Raw genomic sequence first — 16818 nt, forward strand, 5'->3', positions numbered from 1 at the left:
AGATAGGAGGCAGGGGCGTGCATCCGCGCCGGACGCCGTCCCGTGATCTTGATGAGCACCGATGAGCGTCAACTCGACTGGCTGCTGGCGTCCCTCGCGGACCGGGCCCCCGGGATCCAGCACGTCCTGGTGCTGTCCAGGGACGGTCTGAAGATCTGCCACACCCGCGGCCTGGACGACGACCGGGCCGACCAGCTCGCGGCCATCGCCTCGGGAATCCAGAGCCTGTCCCTGACCGCCTCCCACGAGTTCGGCAGCGGCGCCGGCGCCGGCCAGTCGATGATGGAGTTCGCCGGCGGGCTGCTGCTGATCATTCCGGCCGGCGAGGGGGCGCACCTGGCCGTGGTGGCCCACGAGGACGCCGACGTCGGCCTGGTCGGGCACAGCATGAACGAACTCGTGGAGCAGATCGGCGGCTACCTGACCGCGGCACCGCGGACAGCCGCACCGAGATGAACCCGCGGCCCCTGGACCTCGACGGCCCGGACCGGCTCTACACCGTGACCCGCGGCCGCAGCCGCGCCGACGGCGCGGACTTCGACCTGGTCACGCTGGTCGTCGCCGAGAACGAGGCGGCGCCCGGGATGCAGTCCGAGCACGTCACGATCCTGCGGCTGTGCCGCCACGAGCCGGTGGCGGTGGTCGAGCTGTCCTCGCATTTGAGACTGCCGGTGAGCGTGGTGAAGATCCTGCTGCTCGACCTCCGCGACACCGGCCACATCACCGTCCGCCATCCGACGTCGGCCACCGCGACGACCCACCTGGCCGACCTGGAAACGTTGAAGCAGGTGCTCGTTGGACTCCAAGACCTCTGACCACGCGGCGGACCCCGGGAGCGCCGCCGCGCCGGCCGGCCCCGCGGGCGGGGTGCCGCTGCGCCGCACCGCGCGCGACGCCCTGAAGATCGTGATCGTGGGCGGGTTCGGCGTCGGGAAGACCACCATGGTCGGCTCGATCTCCGAGATCCGCCCGCTGAGCACCGAGGAGGTCATGACGAAGGCCGGCGTCGGCATCGACGACCCCAGCCGCGTCGCCGACAAGCGGACCACCACGGTCGCGTTCGACTTCGGCCGGATCTCCCTGGACGACCACCGCGTGCTGTACCTGTTCGGCGCGCCCGGCCAGAAGCGGTTCTGGTTCGTCTGGGACCAGCTGTTCTCCGGCAGCCTGGGCGCGGTGGTCCTGGTGGACACCCGCCGGCTGGAGGACTCCTTCTACCCGCTGGACCGGCTGGAGCACCACAAGATGCCGTTCGTGGTGGCGGTCAACCGGTTCGACGAGCCCGGGCCGCAGCCGTCGCTGGAGCAGGTGCGCGACGCGCTGTCGCTGACCGGGGACGTCCCGCTGGTCGAGTGCGACGCCCGGCTCCGGGACTCGTGCAAGGGCGTGCTGATCACGCTCGTCCGGCACCTCACCACCCTCCACGACTCCCCGGCATCCGCCTCACCAGCCTCACCCGCCGCATTCCAGGAGGCCGCGCAGTGACCGACGAGGCCGTCCGGCCGCACATCGACGAGGACGCCGTCCGCCTGTACGGGCCGGAGTTCGACCAGCGGCCGCGGGACTTCTTCCAGCAGATGCGCCGCGAGCACGGCCCGGTCGTGCCCGTCCTCCTCGAAGGCGACATCCCCGCCTGGTACGTGATCGGCTACCGCGAGGTCAACCACGTCACCGGCAATCCGGGCCTGTTCGCCCGCGACACCCGCCGCTGGAACGCCTGGGACCTCGTCCCGGAGAACTGGTCGCTGCTGCCGTTCGTCGGCTGGAACCCGTCGGTGATGCTCGCCGAGGGGCAGGAGCACCAGCGGCGCAGCTCCGCGATCAGCGACGCGCTGGACGCCGTCGACCGCACGGAGCTGGGCGACAGCTGCGAGCGCGTCGCCGACCGGCTGATCGACGGGTTCGCCGGGGACGGCGAGGCCGACCTGATCAGCCAGTTCGCCGACCGGCTCCCGCCGCTGGTGGTGGCCGGGCTCTTCGGCGTCCCGGACGCCGAGGTGCCCGACATGATCCGGGACGTCATGGACGTGGCGGGCTCGGACGAGAACGCCGTCCCCGCGCACCAGCGCCTCCAGGAGCGGATGCGCGCGCTGGCCGAGGCGCGCAAGGTGCGCCCCGGAGCGGACGTCACGTCCCGCATGCTGCAGCACCCCGCGGACCTCACCGTGGACGAGCTGGTCAACGACCTGATCCCGATGATGAGCGCGGGGCATCTGCCGACCGGCCACTGGATCGGGAACGCGCTGCGGCTGATGCTGGTCGACGACCAGTTCGCCGTGACGCTCCAGGGCGGCCGGGGCAGCGTCGCCCAGGCGCTCAACCAGGTGCTGTGGGAGGACACGCCGTCCCAGAACAACATCGGCCGCTTCGCCGTGCACGCCTGCGAGCTGGCCGGGCGCCGGATCCGCACGGGCGACATGCTGATCCTGGGATGGGCCGCGGCCAACGCCGACCCGCAGGTGCAGCCTCCCGCCCACGGCGAGAGCGTCGCCAACCGCGCCCACCTGTCCTTCGGGCACGGCGAGCACGGCTGCCCGTTCCCCGCGCCCGAACTCGCCGAGATCATCGCCAGGACGGCGGTCGAGGTGCTGCTCGACCGGCTGCCGGACATCGACCTCGCGGTCCGGCCGGACGAGCTGATGTGGCTCCCCTCGTTCTGGGTGCGCCGGCTGGCGGCCCTCCCGGTCACCTTCAGCCCGGCCACGGCGCTGCACCGGACCGGCTGACCGGCCGGCCGGATCCCGTTCCCGGAGGCGGGCTGTTGACCCGCCGCGCCCTCAGATCATACATTCATGCATCATCTGTATGAATGGAGGCTCCGGGATGCGCGGAGGAACGGCCGTGGTACTCGGCGGCAGCGTGGCGGGCCTGTGCGCCGCCGGAGTGCTCGCGAAGCACTTCGACCAGGTGGTCGTCCTGGAGCGGGACCGGCTGCCACCGGACGCCGAGCACCGCCGCGGCGTGCCGCAGAGCAAGCACCCGCACTTCCTCCTCAACTCCGGCCGCCGCGCGATCGGCCAGATCTTCCCCGGGTTCGAGGAGGCGCTCATCGCCGCGGGCGGGATGCGCCTGATGCCGTCGATGGACGCCGCCTACTGCGAGAACGACGGCTGGGCGCCGCGCAAGTCCGGCTCCATGACGATGGTCTACAGCTCCCGCGTCCTCATCGAACGGGTCCTGCGCGACAAGGTCCGCGAGTCGCCGGCCATCGAGATCCGCGAGGGCGTGACCGTCACCGGGCTCCGGTCCACCGCCGGCGGCACCGCGCGCGGGCGCGTCGAGGGCGTCGAGTTCCGCACGGACGGCGGCGACGAGGGCCGGCTGGACGCCGACCTGGTCGTCGACGCGCTCGGCCGCGGCTCCTCGGTCGTCGACTGGCTCACCGCGGCCGGCTGGACGGCCCCGCCGGAGCGGACCCTCGACGCCAAGGTCACCTACACCTCGCGCTGGTACGACCTGCCGCCCGCCGACCGGCGCCCCGGCACGTGGTGGTGGAAGCACCTGGTCATCACCCCGACCCAGGACACCGGCGACCATCCCGCCGAGCACGAGTTCCTCAGCAACTTCTTCCCGATCGAGGGCGACCGCGCCATCGTGTGCATGGGGTCGTGGGGCATCCCGATGCCGCGCAAGGCCGACGCGTTCGAGGCCGCCGTGGACCGGGTGCGGGCCAGGACGTTCGGGGAGGCGGCGCGCGCCTGCACCCCGATCTCCGAGGTGCACCTGACCCGCTCGACCGGCAACAAGTGGCGCCGCTTCGACCTGCTCGGCACGCCCCCGGTCGGGCTGGTCTGCGTCGGCGACTCGATCTGCGCGTTCAACCCGTTCTACGCCCAGGGGATGAGCTCGGCCGCCCGCTCGGCGCTCATCCTCGGCGCGATGCTGCGGGTGCGCGGCGCCATCGACGCCGCGTTCACCCGCGAGTTCCTGGCCCGGCAGAAGAAGTCCCTGGACGTGCCCTGGATGCTCGCGATGGCGCGCGACCAGGCGTACGACTTCGCGACCGGCAGCGAGGTCGCGCCGCGCTGGCGGCGCCGGCTGGCCGCCCGCCTCAGCTGGCCGATCTTCAACGCGATCAACGCCGCGAGCCGCGAGGACGCCTACGTCGAGCAAACATTCGCCAAGGTGTTCAACCTCGACCGGTCCCTCCGGGAGATGGCCACCGATCCGCGGTTCTGGTTCGGCATCGCGCGGTACAAGGTGCGCGAGCGGCTCGGCCGTACGGTCGTGCCCGGCGGGTTCGACGACCAGAAGGACCCGCCGGGGACCGACTTCACCGGCTACACGCGCGCCGCGCGGTCCTCGTCCGCCGAAGCCGGCCGCGTCGGCGCCTGACCCGGGAGCGAACGATGGACCACACCTGTGAAGCGGCCGCCGAACGCCTCGCCGAAGGGCTCGGCTACTCCTGCCGGGACGCCGAACCCGTGATGGACCTGCGCGGCCCGTTCGGCCTGGAGAACGGCACCATGCCGGTCCTCGAACTGCTCATCGTCGGCGGCGCGGTGTTCGCCCTCGTGCACGCGTGGCGCCGGTGGCGGCGCGACGGGGACCCGGTCAACATCTCGCTGTGGTTCGCCTCGGTCGTCTACCTCGCCGTGATCGAGCCGCCGCTGTACTTCCCGGGCTGGTTCGGCCTGGAGGAGCACGTCGGGTTCATCTTCTCCCACAACGTGTTCACGGTGCAGTTCATGTACGACCGGCTGCCGCTCTACATCGTGGCCTTCTACCCCGCGCTGTCGCAGCTCGCGTACGAGCTGGTGCGGGCGCTGGGCGTCTTCGCGCGGCGCGGCCCGCTGCTCGGCTCGGCGGCGGTCGCGTTCGCCTGCCAGGTCTTCTACGAGATCTTCGACCACCTCGGCCCGCAGCTGAAGTGGTGGGCCTGGAACCCCGACAACCGGATGATCAACCAGCCGGCCCTCGGGTCGGTGCCGATGAACAGCATGCTGCTGTTCGCCTCGGTCTCGTTCGGCGCGATGACGTACCTCGTCGTACGCCTGGTCGGGCGGGCGGACCGCGGCGCGCTCACCGGCCCGGGGATCGCCTGGCGGACGGCCGTCGCCGGCGCCGTGACACCGCTGGCGATGATCATCGTGAGCGCGCCCAGCGGCGCGTTCCGCGGGGAGGACCAGCTGGGCGTCCAGAGGGCCATCCTCAGCGTCGAGCTCGCCGCGGTCTGGCTCGTCGGCCTCTACCTGCTCGCGGACGCCTGGCGGGCGCGGCGCGCCGGCGCGGCGGAGCCGATGGCCTCGCCGCTGTTCGCCCGCGTCTACCCGGCGGTCTACCTCGGCGTCCACGCCGTCCTGTGGCTGGTCGCGCTGCCCGCGTACCTCTCGGCGACCGGCGGCGTCACCGAGCAGGGCACCCCCGTCGGCAGCCTCTGGTACGTCGTGCTCTGCGCCGCCGCCGCGACCGCGCTCATCGCGGCCGCGACCCGCGCGTCCGCGGCACGGGCGGCCCCTGAGCCTGTGAGATCCTAGGGCGATGGCGCGCCACGGCTGGGGAGGACGGCCTCCCGCATCGGATGCCGAGGCGCGCCAGCGCATCATCGACGCGACCGCCCGCTGCGTCGACCGGCACGGCGTCGCCAAGACGACCCTCTCCGACGTGGCCGGCGAGCTCGGCGTCACCCGCCAGACCGTCTACCGCCACTTCGCCCGGATCAGCGACATCATCGGCGAGGTCGCGGCGCAGGGCGCGGAGTCGTTCGTCGACCGGCTGGTCGCCCACCTCCAGGGGATCGGCGATCCGGCCGAGGCCGTCGTGGAGGGCATGGTGTTCTGCGTGCGCGCCATCCCGACCGAGCCGCATCTGAGCCTGCTGCTCCAGCTCGGCGACTCCACGGCGTTCGGCCGCGGGGCCACCACCGCGGACGCCATCGGCTACGGCGCCCGGATGCTGCGGAGGTTCCCCGTGGACTGGGCCGCCGCCGGCGTCGGCGAGGACGACCTCAACGGGCTCGCCGAGATCATCATGCGGCTGCTGTCGTCGTTCCTGCAGCATCCGAGCGAGCCGCCGCGTGAGGAGGCCGCGCTCCGCGCCCTCCTGCACCGCTGGCTGGGCCCGGCGCTGCGGCGGCCGGTCACGGCGGGAGACCGGCCGCCGTCGTAGGCTGGGTCCGCACGCGACGGACGGGAGGCCGCGATGGCCGGGACGGCGCCGACCGGGACGACGGTGGCCGAGGTGATGGCCGAGCTGGCCGCCCTCGAAGACCCCAAGGCACGCGCGGTGAACGAGCGGCACGGTGACGATCACGGCGTGAACCTCGGGAAGCTGCGAGCGGTGGCGAAGCGGCTGAAGACGCAGCAGGAACTCGCGCGCCGGCTCTGGGAGACCGGCGACACCGCGGCGCGGCTGCTGGCGCTCCTGATCTGCCGCCCCAAGGCGTTCGAGCGCGCCGAGCTGGACGCCATGCTGCGCGAGGCGCGCGCGCCGAAGGTGCACGACTGGCTCGTCAACTACGTGGTGAAGAAGGGCCCGCACGCCGAGGAGCTGCGCCGGGCCTGGACCGCCGACCCGGACCCGGTGGTCGCGAGCGCCGGCTGGGCGCTGACCGCCGAACGCGTGGCGAAGAGGCCCGAGGGCCTCGACCTCCCGGGCCTGCTCGACGTCATCGAGGCGCGGATGAAGGACGCCCCCGACCGCCTCCAGTGGGCGATGAACACCTGCCTGGCCCAGATCGGGATCGAGCACGCCGAGCACCGCGCCCGCGCCGTCGCCATCGGCGAGCGCCTGGAAGTGCTCAAGGACTACCCGACCTCACCGGGCTGCACGTCCCCGTACGCGCCCGTCTGGATCGCCGAGATGGTGCGCCGGCGGGACGGCGGGTAGGGCATCGATCAGGAATCGAGAAGCGCCGGTGACCGGGCCGTACATAGCGTGATCCCCATGAACGCCGCCGCGCGCGGCACGCATCTCGAAACAGGGAGACACGCTATGAAGGCGCACGTCAGCGCGATCCTGCTGGCCGTACAGGACATGGAACGGTCGAAGCGGTTCTACGCCGAGGGGCTCGGCTGGAAGATCAAGAACGACTGGGGCGTCTCGGTGTTCTTCGAGTCGGACGGGGCCTCGCCCGTCGGCTTCTACGGCCGCGAGGGCCTGGCCGACCAGGTGGGCACCAGCCCCGAGGGCAGCGGCTTCAGCGGGCTCGTCCTCAACTACGTCGTCCGGAGCGAGTCGCGCGTCGACGAGATCATCGAGGAGGCCGAGAAGGCCGGCGCCACGATCCTCAAGCGCCCGGCCGCCCTGCCGTGGGGCGGGTACGGCGCCACCTTCGCGGACCCGGACGGCTACATCTGGAGCCTCGGCTACAGCGCCGAGGGCGAGGACCAGCCGTACGCCGAGTAGCCGTGCGCGAGTAGCCGCCGCCTGGACCCTCCCACGGTGGGAGAGTCCACAATGATGTCGTCCAGCCGATCACTCCTAGCCGGGACGGCATCACATGACCACGGTGGCCGACATCGACGCCCGAGGCGGGCTGCACTGCGAGACGACGGCGCTCGGCGTGCTGCTGCGGCAGCAGGGGCTCGACCTTTCCGAGCCCATGCTCTTCGGCCTCGGCTCCGGCCTGTCCTTCGTCTACTGGGACGCCAAGAACATGGGCTTCCCCTTCCTCGGAGGGCGGGTCAAGCCGTTCGAGCTCACCCGCAACCTGGCGGCGGCGCTCGGGCTGGAACTCGCGGTCCAGGAGACCGCCTCGCCCCGCAAGGCCTGGGCGAACGTGGCGGCCTCCATCGACGCCGGCAGGCCCGTCGGGCTGCAGCTCGACAGCCACTACCTGGACTACTTCGGGTCGGACGCGCACTTCGGCGGTCACGTCGTCGCCATGTACGGCTACGACGACCGCGACGCCCATCTCGTGGACACCGCCCAGCAGGGCGGGGCGGTGTCCACGAGCCTGGCCGGCCTCGCCCGCGCCAGGGCGGCGCGCGGCCCGATGACCGCCCGGCACCGCTCCTTCACGCTCACCGTTCCGCCGGACCTGGCCGACCCGCGGGAGCGGATCGTTCCCGCCATCACCGCCTGCGCCGGCGCCTTCCTCGCCCCGCCCATCGCCAATCTCGGGCACCGCGGCATCGCCAAGGCGGGCAAGCTGGTGCCCGGCTGGCTCCAGCGGACCGACGTCCCGGAACGGGACCTGCCGCAGGCCGCCCTCCTCATGGAGAAGGCCGGCACGGGCGGCGCCCTGTTCCGCAACCTCTACCGCGACTTCCTCGCCGAAAGCGCCGAATTCGTCGGCGGCGGCCGCCTGCGCACCGGCCACCGGCTGTACACCGAGGCCGCCGTCCTGTGGACGGAGGTCGCGGCGCTGATCACGAAGGCCGGCGAATCGGCCGACGCGCGGCACCTCGTCCAGGCGGGCGCCGTCCTGCACGATCTCTCCCGTCTCGAACGCGAGGCCATGGAGGCGCTCGGCGCCCTCGGCGACGCGGTCTGAACCGGTTCCGCCCGCCGGCCGTCACACCATTCGGCCGCCTCATCGGCCGGGTCTCGCGCCCGGCCGGCGGCCCACCCTTACGGGAGGGCGAGAAATGCGCTGGAGAATGGTGTCCGCGGTCGTGCTGCTGCCGGTTGTCGGACTCACCGCGTCGTGCACGACGGAGAACACCGCCCTCAGGCAGATCCAGCCGGACATGACGGTCTACATCGACGGCTGGGACGAGGACGCCGACGCGGGGGACCGGGCCATGGTGGAGCGGAAGCCCTCGGGAATGTGGGTCGTCCCCGCGAACGCGCCTTTCCGTACCCGCCGTGTCGGCGGCTTCACGGTGCGCGTGACTTTGGACGCCAAGCGCGGATTCGTCGTCACCGATCTGGGCGGTACCGCGGTCGGCAAGGACCACGACAACTGCCTTGAGAACGGCGAGACCTATGCGTTCGTCACCGTTCCGGCGAACTCTCTGCGGTGGGAGTCCGTGAACTCCGACTCGGCCGGCAGCAATGACGACTGCCAGGTCCTTCCCGAGGACTGATCCGGCCGGGAAGGCGACGGCTCCGGCCTCTGGCTCCCGCCGACCGGGGACTCTAGTATCGATCGGTACCTCGGTACCTCGGTACCGGTCCGGGAGGTCGGATGCTCGCCGCTTTCACCACGGCCTCGGGGGTCGAGGTCGGGGAGGTGCCGGAGCCCGCCGCGGGCGCGGGGCAGGTGCTGGTCGCGCCGCTCGCCGCCGGGATCTGCGGCTCGGACCTCCATCTGGTCGACGAGCTCGCGGCGTTCGGCGACGAGGCGCCGCGGATCGTCCTCGGGCACGAGTTCTGCGCGGAGATCCTCGAACGGGGGCCGGAGACCTCCGGGCGGTTCCGTCCGGGCGACCGCGTGGTGTCGGTCCCGTACGCCGACGGGCCCTCGGGCCCCGAGGGGCTCGGGCTGTCCCCGGTGCTCCCGGGCGGGTTCGCGCAGCGGACCGTGATGCAGGAGTCGCTGCTGCTGCGCGTGCCGGACGGCATGCCGGACGACCACGCCGCGCTGACCGAGCCCCTCGCGGTGGGCGTCCACGCCGTCCGCGCCGCCCGGCCCGCCGCCGGGGACGTCGCGCTCGTGGTCGGGTGCGGGCCGATCGGGCTCGCGGTGATCGCGGTTCTCAAGGCCGAGGGGCACGGGCCGGTGGTCGCCGCGGACTTCTCTCCGGCACGCCGGGCCCTGGCGGAGCGGCTGGGCGCCGACATCGTGGTGGATCCCGCCGAGTCGTCCCCGTACGAGCGGTGGGCGGAGCTGGGGGTCGTCGAGCAACCGCCCTCGCCGCTGCTCGGTGAAGGGGTCCCGGCAGGGAACGTCGTCGCGTTCGAGTGCGTCGGCGCTCCCGGGCTGATCCAGCGGCTCGTCGACGGCGTACCGCGGCACACCAGGATCGTCGGCGTGGGCGTCGCCATGAAGCCCGACACGATCACGCCGGTGACGGCGATCCTGAAGGAAGTGTCGATCACGTTCGTGTACGCCTACCGGCAGGAGGAGTTCGCGCACGCGCTCGGGCTCCTGGCCGGCGGCCGGGTGGACGCGGCGGCCTTCGTCACCGGGGGCGTCGGGCTCGGCGGGGTCGCGGGCGCGTTCGCCGACCTGCGCGTCCCCGACCGGCATGTGAAGATCCTCGTGCACCCCCGGTGAGGGGGACCGCGATACTGGCCGCATGTCCTCATCGCATCCGGCACCGACGCTGCGCCAGCGCAAGCGGCAGCGGGCGCGGGACGGGCTCTACGCCGCCGCCCTGGAGCTGCTGGCCGACCGGCCGTACGAGGAGATCACGATCGATGAGATCTGCGAGCGGGCGGAGGTCGGCCGGGCGTCCTTCTACCGGATCTACGGGGCGAAGGCGGGGCTGCTGCTGGAGTTCAACCACCGGCTGGCCCGGGACGCCCGCGAGGCGATGCCCGCGCACGACTCCGCGAGCGCCGTCGAGCGGCTCCGGGCCGTCCAGCGCACGCTCGTGGCGAACTGGACCGCGACCGGCCCGGCGCTGCGGGAGATGCTGCGCGCGTTCCTGACCGAGGCCGGGCCCGCGCTGTTCTCCGCGGCCACCGAGGCGCCCCCGCATCCGGAACTGCTGTCGCTGGTGGCACAGATCGTCGAACGCGGCCAGCGCACCGGGGAGCTGGACGCCCGGCTGGAACCGTCGTTCGTCTCCTGGCTCGTCGTGACGGGGATGGCGACCGCCACCGGACAGTGGATCACCGGCGGGGAGCGGACGGATCTGGAGCGGGCCACCGGCGACGTGCTGGAGGTGCTGCTCGCCGGGCTGGTCCGGCCGGTCCCGTAGGACCCTTGCCGCCCAACTGAAACTCAAGTATCAATTGAGATCTGAGTCTCATCCCGAGGAGGAGACGCGTGGATCTCAACGGCGGCACTCTCCTGGCGAAGACCCTGGCCGGGACGGCCCCCGTCGTGTTCACCCTCCACGGCGGGCATCTCGACTCCTTCTACCGAGGCTGCGCCGACGAGGGCATCGAGCTGCTCGACTTCCGGCACGAGGCCGCCGCGGTCAACGCCGCCGACGGGTACGCCCGGGTGACCGGCGGCCTCGGCGTCGCCGCCGTCACCAGCGGTCCCGGCTTCGCGAACGGCTTCGCCGGGATCACCAACGCCTACGCCGACGACGTCCCCCTCCTGGTCATCGTCGCCGCTCCCCCGCTGCGCGAGGTCGAGACCCGCGAGCTCCAGGGCGGGATCGACCAGATCGCCGCCCTCACGCCGGTCACCAAGTGGGCGCACCGCATCACCACCCCCGAACGCATCCCCGACCTGGTCGGCCTCGCCGTCCGCCGCGCCCTGTCCGGCCGTCCCGGCCCGGTCGCGCTGGAGCTCCCGATCGACGTGGCGTTCCGCCCGGTGAACCCGGCGCACGTCCGGCCCGCCGGTGCCCCGCGGATCGGCGCCCGCCCCGGTCCCGGCCGCCGGGCGCTCGCCGAAGCCCTGGAGGCCCTCGAAGGCGCGGAACGTCCCGTCGTCCTGGTGGGCGAGGGGGCACGCTGGGCGCGGGACGGCGGGACGCTCGTCGAGTTCGCCGAGACCACCGGCATCCCGGTCCTGTACGGCGGCCCCGCCTCGCGCGGCCTCCCGCCCCGGCACCCGCTGAACGGCCACGGCGTCGGCTCCCTCGTCGCGCTCGCGATGTCGGGCGGCGGCTCCCCGGACGTGGTGGCGCTGCTCGGCTTCACCCCCGGCCTGTCGTCGGGCGGGCGGCCCGGCGCGGTCATCCCCGCCGACGCGAAGATCGTCCAGGTGGACGCCGACGCGGGCGAGATCGGGCGCCTCGGGCCCGTCCACGTCGCGGTGCAGGCCGACCCCGTGGAGACCATGGCCGCCCTGCTCGCCGCGCACGAGGGCCGCCCCTGGCGCGACCGCCGCGAGTGGGCGGAGAAGGTCGTGAACGCGCACCGCCTCATGGACCTGATGTACGCCGACGCCCCGGACGAGGTCGGCGGCCGGCTCCACCCGTACCACGCGGCCAGGAACGCCCTCGCCGCCCTCGATCCCGGCGCGATCGTCATCGCCGACGGCGGGGAGACCGCCGGCTGGGTGAGCTCGGCCATCACCGCCACCGAACCCGAACTGCTCCTCAACCACGGCCACCAGGGGCATCTGGGCATCGGGCACGGCATGGCCATCGGCGCGCAGCGCGCCGAGCCCGGCCGCCGCGTCGTCCAGATCACCGGGGACGGCGCGGTCGGCTTCCACATCCAGGAGTTCGACACGATGGTCCGGCACGGGCTGCCGATCGTCACCGTCGTGCTGTCCAACGACACCTGGGGCATGTCGGTCCACGGCCAGGACGTCGTCCTCGGCGCGGGGAACGACCTCATCAGCCGGCTGGCGCCCACCCCGTACGAGAAGGTCGCCCAGGCGTTCGGCGCCCACGGGGAGCACGTCACCGAGATGGGCGAGGTCGGCCCCGCCGTCCGCCGCGCCCTCGACTCCGGCCGGCCCGCCCTCGTCAACCTCGCCGTCTCCAACGAGGTCGTCCATCCGATGACCACGGCGATGCTCGGCGACGTCACCGCGGCCGACGAGATCGTCATCCCCTACTACGAGAACATCCCGCTCAAGTAGCGCACGGAGGAGCCGATGGCCGACGATCTGGCGGGCAGGCACGCCCTCGTCACGGGTGCGGCGTCCGGGATCGGGCTGGGGTGCGCCCGCGCGCTCCACGGCGCCGGCGCCCGGGTCACGCTGCTGGACGTCTCCGCGGAGGCGGTGGCGGGGCGCGCGGCCGAACTCGGCGCCGGAGCCCAGGCCCTCGGGGCGGACGTGACCGACGAGGCGGGGGTCGAGGAGGCCGTCCGCGCCGCCGTCGAGGCGTTCGGGCCGCTGCACGTCGCGGTGAACTCCGCCGGCTCGGGGACGTTCGGATCGGTGACCGACCTGCCGGTGTCCGAATGGCGCAGGGTGCTGGACCTGAACCTGACCGGGGTGTTCCTGTCGGTCAAGCACGAGGCGCGCGCCATGGCCGGCGGCGGCTCGATCATCAACATCGCGTCGCTCAACGCCCGGCAGCCCGCGATGGGGTTCGCCGCGTACTGCGCCAGCAAGGCCGGCGTCGAGATGCTGACCAAGGTCGCCGCCATGGACCTGGGGGCGCGCGGCATCCGGGTGAACGCGATCGCCCCCGGCCTGGTCGACACGCCGCTCACCGCCGGGATCAAGGGCACCGAGGTCGAGGAGGAGTACCTGGACAACATCCCGCTCGGCCGGACCGGCACCCCGGACGACATCGCCCCGGTGGTGCTCTTCCTCGCCTCCGAGGCCAGCGCATGGATGAGCGGGGACCTGCTCCTGGTGGACGGCGGCGCGCACACCATGCGCTACCCGCGCCTCGCGTGAGGGGAGAATGCCGAGCATGACTCGCACTGTGAATCTGCCCGGCGGCGGCACGCTGCCCCTGATCGGCTTCGGGACCTGGCAACTGCGGTCCAGGACGGCGTACGAGTCGGTGCGTGCCGCGCTCGAGATCGGTTACCGGCATGTCGACACCGCGACGCTGTACAAGAACGAGTCGGACGTCGGCAGGGCGGTCAAGGACAGCGGGGTGGACCGGGAGCAGGTCTTCATCACCACGAAGCTGCGCCCGCAGGACGCCCGGCACGCCCGCCGCACCCTGGAGTCGAGCCTCCGGCAGCTCGGCACCGGCTACGTGGACCTGTGGCTGATCCACTGGCCGACCGGCGCGGACGCGCTCGTCCCGACGTGGGAGGAGCTGCTGGCGGCCGAGGACGCGGGGCTGGCGCGCACCGTCGGGGTCAGCAATTTCGACCCGGACCAGATCGATCTGCTGGCCGAGGCCACCGGGCGCCGGCCGACGGTCAACCAGATCCCGTGGAGCCCGGCGCAGCACGATCCGGATTTGCTGGACGAGCACCGCCGCCGCGGCGTGGTCACCGAGGGCTACAGCGGCCTCAAGAACACCGACCTGGACGATCCCGTCCTCACCGGGATCGCGCGGCGGCATGGCGTCACGCCCGCGCAGGTCGTGCTGCGCTGGCATCTGGAGCACGGCATCGTGATCCTCCCCCGGTCCTCGCGCCCGGAGCGCATCGCCGCCAACTTCGACCTGGACGGCATCGGTCTCACCGCCGAGGACGTCGCCGCGATCGACGCCCTCGCCCGGACCCGGTGACCCGGGCGCGTTCGCTCCGCCGAGGCGGCGGCCGCTACGCGAGCAGGTCGACGGAGAGCCGTTCCCGCAGCTCGCCGACCGTGATGCCGTAGGTCTCCAGGACGCGCACGCCGTCCGGGCCGGGGACGAAGACGCCGTGGTCGGTGTAGAGGGCGCTGACGCAGGCGGTGCCGGTGAGCGGATAGGTGCAGGCGGGGAGGAGCTTGGGGGCGCCGTCCCGGGTGAACAGCTTCATCATCACCAGCACCTTCCGCGCCCCGACGGCGAGGTCCATCGCGCCGCCCACGGCCGGGATCGCGTCCGGGTCGCCGGTGTGCCAGTTGGCCAGGTCGCCGCCCGCCGAGACCTCGAACGCCCCGAGGACGCACACGTCCAGGTGGCCGCCGCGCATCATCGCGAACGAGTCGGCGTGGTGGAAGTACGCCGCCCCGGGCAGCTCGGTGACCGGGACCTTGCCGGCGTTGGTGAGGTCGGGGTCCACCTCGTCGCCCGCCGCGGCCGGGCCCATGCCGAGCATGCCGTTCTCGGTGTGCAGCACGATCCCCGCGTCCGCCGGCAGGTGCTCGGCGATCCGGGTCGGCTGCCCGATGCCGAGGTTGACGTACGAGCCGGGCGGGATGTCGCGGGCGATGCGGGCCGCGAGCTCGTCGGTGGACAGCGGGCCCCGGCCGGTGTGCTCCACGGGACCCGTGCCGGGTGCGGTGTTCGCGGCGGTCATCAGCGGGCTCCTTGCACGGTGAGCCGGCGGGCCTCGGCCCGTACGAGGCGGTCGACGTAGATGCCCGGGGTCACGACCGTCTCCGGATCGATCTCCCCGGCGGGCACGATCGCGGTGACCTGGGCGATGACCGTGGTGGCCGCGGTGGCCATGACGGGGCCGAAGTTGCGGGCGGTCTTGCGGTAGACGAGGTTGCCCATGGTGTCCGCCCGGTACGCGGAGATCAGGGCCACGTCCCCCTTGATCGGGTACTCCAGGACGTAGCGGCGCCCGTCGATCTCCCGGGTCTCCCTGCCCTCCGCCAGCGGGGTGCCGACGCCGACGGGAGAGTAGAAGGCGCCGATCCCCGCGCCGCCCGCCCGCATCCGCTCGGCGAGCGTGCCCTGCGGCACCACCTCCAGCTCCACCCGGCCGGACCGGTACAGCTCGTCGAACACGTACGAGTCGCTCTGCCGCGGGAACGAGCAGATCATCTTGCGGACCCGGCCCGCCTTGAGCAGCGCGGCCAGGCCCACGTCCCCGTTCCCGGCGTTGTTGGACACCACGGTCAGGTCGCCGGCGCCCTGCCCGATCAGCGCGTCGATCAGCTCGAACGGCATGCCCGCCAGGCCGAACCCGCCCACCAGGACCGTGGAGCCGTCCTCGATTCCCGCCACGGCCTCCCCGGCCGTGGCGGCGACGATCGTGGTCATCCCCGACCCACCTCCTCCGCGACGTCCCCGACGGCCGCCGAGGATAGCGGGATCGGCGTGAACATGGGGGGCAGCTCGTCGGGCGTCAGGGCGGTCGGGCCGTACACCCACTCGGTGAACGAGTAGTCGTAGGTGTCCCGCGCCCGCAGGAGGACGTTGCGCTGGAGCCGGGGCGTCCCGTCGAGGTGCCACAGCTCGCCCCAGGCGCGGGCGGTCGTCTGCACCCGGCGGCAGTGCTCCACCCGTACCGCCTGGTACGCGGCCAGCGCGGCGTCCCAGTCCGGCGCGGACCCGGCCGGGGCGGCCGCGGCCCGCCGGGCGAGGTGGCGGGCGAGCACCCAGCCGTCCTCGATCGCCATGATCGCGCCCTGCGCCATGTACTGGAGCGGCGGGTGCGCGGCGTCGCCGAGCAGGGCGACGCGCCCGTGCACCCACGTGTCGATCGGGTCGCGGTCGAGCATCTGCCACCAGCGGTCCCGCCACATCAGCGGGATGCCCTTGCGGACCGTGTCGCAGGTGGCCTCGAACGCGGCGTCCAGCTCGTCCGGGGTGCCCCAGTCGGCCTCGCCGGCCAGCGCCTTGGGCGACTCGAACACGGCGACCTGGTTGAACATCTCGCCGCCGCGCAGGGCGTACTGGACGAAGTGGCAGCGCGGGCCGACGTAGACGGTCACGTCCCGCTCGGCGACGCCGTTGCCGCGGACCCGGTCGATCGGGACGGCCGCGCGGTACGCGACGTAGTCGGAGCTGACCACGTCGTCGCCGACCAGCGCGCGGCGGGCCACCGAGTGGAGCCCGTCGGCCGCGACGACCAGCGGCGCCTCCTCGGCCGTCCCGTCCGCCAGGAGGACGCGGGCGCCCTCTCCGGTGTTCTCGTAGCCGGTGACGTTCCGGTCGGTGAGCAGCTCGACGCCGGCGCGCTCGCAGGCGCGCAGGAAGATGCCGTGCAGGTCGCTGCGGTGGATGACCATGTACGGGAAGCCGTAGCGGCGTTCGAGGTCGGCCAGGTCCAGCCGGGTCAGCTCGCGGGAGTCGAGCGCGTCGCGCATCACCATGTTCCGCGGCAGCACGCCGAGGGACTTGGCCTCGTCCAGGAGCCCGTACTCGGCGAGGATGCGGGTGCAGTTCGGCGCGATCTGCAGGCCGGCGCCCACCTCGCCGAACTCCTTGGCCCGCTCCAGTACGCGCACGCGCAGCCCTTGGCGGGCGAGGGCGAACGCGGAGCTGAGGCCACCGATGCCGCCGCCGACCACCAGGACGTCGGGCGGCCCGCCGGGGCCGGGTTCGGGCTTCATGATCT

General features: G+C 73.0%; 19 protein-coding genes. 16 read left to right on the forward strand and 3 right to left on the reverse strand.

The window, feature by feature from the left end; translation table 11 throughout:
• Nucleotides 1-51: 51 nt before the first annotated feature.
• The 16 genes from AB0881_RS12695 to AB0881_RS12770 all read left to right on the forward strand — a co-directional run bounded on the left by AB0881_RS12695 (nucleotide 52) and on the right by AB0881_RS12770 (nucleotide 14108).
• Nucleotides 52-456, forward strand: a complete 405-nt coding sequence (locus tag AB0881_RS12695) for a roadblock/LC7 domain-containing protein (RefSeq protein ID WP_366616638.1) — start codon at nucleotides 52-54, stop codon at nucleotides 454-456.
• Entirely contained in the window at nucleotides 453-815 is a 363-nt protein-coding gene (locus AB0881_RS12700; RefSeq protein WP_366616640.1) for a DUF742 domain-containing protein, read from the forward strand. Before AB0881_RS12695 ends, AB0881_RS12700 begins: the two co-directional genes overlap by 4 nt.
• A gap of 52 nt (nucleotides 816-867) precedes the next feature.
• Complete coding sequence (locus AB0881_RS12705) at nucleotides 868-1485, forward strand: ATP/GTP-binding protein (RefSeq protein WP_366616755.1); 618 nt, start codon at nucleotides 868-870, stop codon at nucleotides 1483-1485.
• Nucleotides 1482-2726 (forward strand): cytochrome P450, encoded by a 1245-nt coding sequence (locus AB0881_RS12710; protein ID WP_366616642.1) that lies wholly within the window; start codon nucleotides 1482-1484, stop codon nucleotides 2724-2726. Before AB0881_RS12705 ends, AB0881_RS12710 begins: the two co-directional genes overlap by 4 nt.
• A 97-nt stretch (nucleotides 2727-2823) precedes the next feature.
• The gene (locus AB0881_RS12715) at nucleotides 2824-4335 is read left to right on the forward strand and encodes a hypothetical protein (RefSeq protein WP_366616643.1); all 1512 of its coding nucleotides are present in this window, start codon (nucleotides 2824-2826) and stop codon (nucleotides 4333-4335) included.
• Nucleotides 4336-4349: 14 nt separating this feature from the next.
• The gene (locus AB0881_RS12720; RefSeq protein ID WP_366616644.1) at nucleotides 4350-5477 is read left to right on the forward strand and encodes a hypothetical protein; all 1128 of its coding nucleotides are present in this window, start codon (nucleotides 4350-4352) and stop codon (nucleotides 5475-5477) included.
• Between the two features lie 4 nt (nucleotides 5478-5481).
• Nucleotides 5482-6108 carry a TetR family transcriptional regulator gene (locus tag AB0881_RS12725; RefSeq protein WP_366616646.1) on the forward strand — a complete coding sequence of 209 codons (627 nt, stop codon included), beginning with the start codon at nucleotides 5482-5484 and terminating at the stop codon, nucleotides 6106-6108.
• A gap of 33 nt (nucleotides 6109-6141) precedes the next feature.
• Nucleotides 6142-6828, forward strand: a complete 687-nt coding sequence (locus AB0881_RS12730; RefSeq protein ID WP_366616648.1) for a DNA alkylation repair protein — start codon at nucleotides 6142-6144, stop codon at nucleotides 6826-6828.
• A gap of 105 nt (nucleotides 6829-6933) precedes the next feature.
• On the forward strand, nucleotides 6934-7347 hold the full coding sequence (locus AB0881_RS12735) for a VOC family protein (protein ID WP_366616650.1): 414 nt from the start codon (nucleotides 6934-6936) through the stop codon (nucleotides 7345-7347).
• A gap of 94 nt (nucleotides 7348-7441) precedes the next feature.
• Nucleotides 7442-8437 carry a BtrH N-terminal domain-containing protein gene (locus tag AB0881_RS12740; RefSeq protein WP_366616651.1) on the forward strand — a complete coding sequence of 332 codons (996 nt, stop codon included), beginning with the start codon at nucleotides 7442-7444 and terminating at the stop codon, nucleotides 8435-8437.
• 109 nt (nucleotides 8438-8546) lie between these two features.
• Entirely contained in the window at nucleotides 8547-8972 is a 426-nt protein-coding gene (locus tag AB0881_RS12745; RefSeq protein WP_366616653.1) for a hypothetical protein, read from the forward strand.
• A 101-nt stretch (nucleotides 8973-9073) separates the two neighbouring features.
• The gene (locus tag AB0881_RS12750; RefSeq protein WP_366616655.1) at nucleotides 9074-10105 is read left to right on the forward strand and encodes a zinc-binding dehydrogenase; all 1032 of its coding nucleotides are present in this window, start codon (nucleotides 9074-9076) and stop codon (nucleotides 10103-10105) included.
• Nucleotides 10106-10127: 22 nt separating this feature from the next.
• Nucleotides 10128-10754: a TetR family transcriptional regulator gene (locus tag AB0881_RS12755; protein WP_366616657.1), complete on the forward strand. Its 627-nt coding sequence runs from the start codon at nucleotides 10128-10130 to the stop codon at nucleotides 10752-10754.
• A 68-nt stretch (nucleotides 10755-10822) separates the two neighbouring features.
• A complete protein-coding gene (locus tag AB0881_RS12760) occupies nucleotides 10823-12544 on the forward strand; it encodes a thiamine pyrophosphate-binding protein (RefSeq protein WP_366616658.1) in 1722 nt (573 codons plus the stop codon).
• Between the two features lie 15 nt (nucleotides 12545-12559).
• Nucleotides 12560-13315 (forward strand): SDR family NAD(P)-dependent oxidoreductase, encoded by a 756-nt coding sequence (locus AB0881_RS12765; RefSeq protein ID WP_366616660.1) that lies wholly within the window; start codon nucleotides 12560-12562, stop codon nucleotides 13313-13315.
• A 16-nt stretch (nucleotides 13316-13331) separates the two neighbouring features.
• Complete coding sequence (locus AB0881_RS12770) at nucleotides 13332-14108, forward strand: aldo/keto reductase (protein WP_366616662.1); 777 nt, start codon at nucleotides 13332-13334, stop codon at nucleotides 14106-14108.
• 34 nt (nucleotides 14109-14142) lie between these two features.
• On the opposite strand, the gene AB0881_RS12775 is transcribed toward AB0881_RS12770, so the two are convergent.
• Genes AB0881_RS12775 through AB0881_RS12785 form a run of 3 tightly spaced genes read right to left on the reverse strand, consistent with a single transcriptional unit; the run spans nucleotide 14143 to nucleotide 16813 of the window.
• On the reverse strand, nucleotides 14143-14826 hold the full coding sequence (locus AB0881_RS12775; protein ID WP_366616664.1) for a 3-oxoacid CoA-transferase subunit B: 684 nt from the start codon (nucleotides 14824-14826) through the stop codon (nucleotides 14143-14145).
• A complete protein-coding gene (locus AB0881_RS12780; protein WP_366616665.1) occupies nucleotides 14826-15518 on the reverse strand; it encodes a 3-oxoacid CoA-transferase subunit A in 693 nt (230 codons plus the stop codon). The genes AB0881_RS12775 and AB0881_RS12780 overlap by 1 nt, the downstream gene beginning before the upstream one ends.
• Nucleotides 15515-16813: an FAD-dependent monooxygenase gene (locus AB0881_RS12785; protein WP_366616667.1), complete on the reverse strand. Its 1299-nt coding sequence runs from the start codon at nucleotides 16811-16813 to the stop codon at nucleotides 15515-15517. The genes AB0881_RS12780 and AB0881_RS12785 overlap by 4 nt, the downstream gene beginning before the upstream one ends.
• Between the last annotated feature and the right edge of the window lie 5 nt (nucleotides 16814-16818).

This window comes from Spirillospora sp. NPDC029432 (assembly GCF_040703975.1).
Lineage (GTDB): Bacteria > Actinomycetota > Actinomycetes > Streptosporangiales > Streptosporangiaceae > Spirillospora.

Bases quoted from the DNA above. Each gene is read 5' to 3' on its own strand.
- AB0881_RS12695 (WP_366616638.1), top strand. From the start codon at position 52: ATGAGCACCGATGAGCGTCAACTCGACTGGCTGCTGGCGTCCCTCGCG.
- AB0881_RS12700 (WP_366616640.1), top strand. From the start codon at position 453: ATGAACCCGCGGCCCCTGGACCTCGACGGCCCGGACCGGCTCTACACC.
- AB0881_RS12715 (WP_366616643.1), top strand. From the start codon at position 2,824: ATGCGCGGAGGAACGGCCGTGGTACTCGGCGGCAGCGTGGCGGGCCTG.
- AB0881_RS12720 (WP_366616644.1), top strand. From the start codon at position 4,350: ATGGACCACACCTGTGAAGCGGCCGCCGAACGCCTCGCCGAAGGGCTC.
- AB0881_RS12725 (WP_366616646.1), top strand. From the start codon at position 5,482: ATGGCGCGCCACGGCTGGGGAGGACGGCCTCCCGCATCGGATGCCGAG.
- AB0881_RS12730 (WP_366616648.1), top strand. From the start codon at position 6,142: ATGGCCGGGACGGCGCCGACCGGGACGACGGTGGCCGAGGTGATGGCC.
- AB0881_RS12735 (WP_366616650.1), top strand. From the start codon at position 6,934: ATGAAGGCGCACGTCAGCGCGATCCTGCTGGCCGTACAGGACATGGAA.
- AB0881_RS12740 (WP_366616651.1), top strand. From the start codon at position 7,442: ATGACCACGGTGGCCGACATCGACGCCCGAGGCGGGCTGCACTGCGAG.
- AB0881_RS12750 (WP_366616655.1), top strand. From the start codon at position 9,074: ATGCTCGCCGCTTTCACCACGGCCTCGGGGGTCGAGGTCGGGGAGGTG.
- AB0881_RS12755 (WP_366616657.1), top strand. From the start codon at position 10,128: ATGTCCTCATCGCATCCGGCACCGACGCTGCGCCAGCGCAAGCGGCAG.
- AB0881_RS12765 (WP_366616660.1), top strand. From the start codon at position 12,560: ATGGCCGACGATCTGGCGGGCAGGCACGCCCTCGTCACGGGTGCGGCG.
- AB0881_RS12770 (WP_366616662.1), top strand. From the start codon at position 13,332: ATGACTCGCACTGTGAATCTGCCCGGCGGCGGCACGCTGCCCCTGATC.
- AB0881_RS12775 (WP_366616664.1), bottom strand. From the start codon at position 14,826: ATGACCGCCGCGAACACCGCACCCGGCACGGGTCCCGTGGAGCACACC.
- AB0881_RS12780 (WP_366616665.1), bottom strand. From the start codon at position 15,518: ATGACCACGATCGTCGCCGCCACGGCCGGGGAGGCCGTGGCGGGAATC.
- AB0881_RS12785 (WP_366616667.1), bottom strand. From the start codon at position 16,813: ATGAAGCCCGAACCCGGCCCCGGCGGGCCGCCCGACGTCCTGGTGGTC.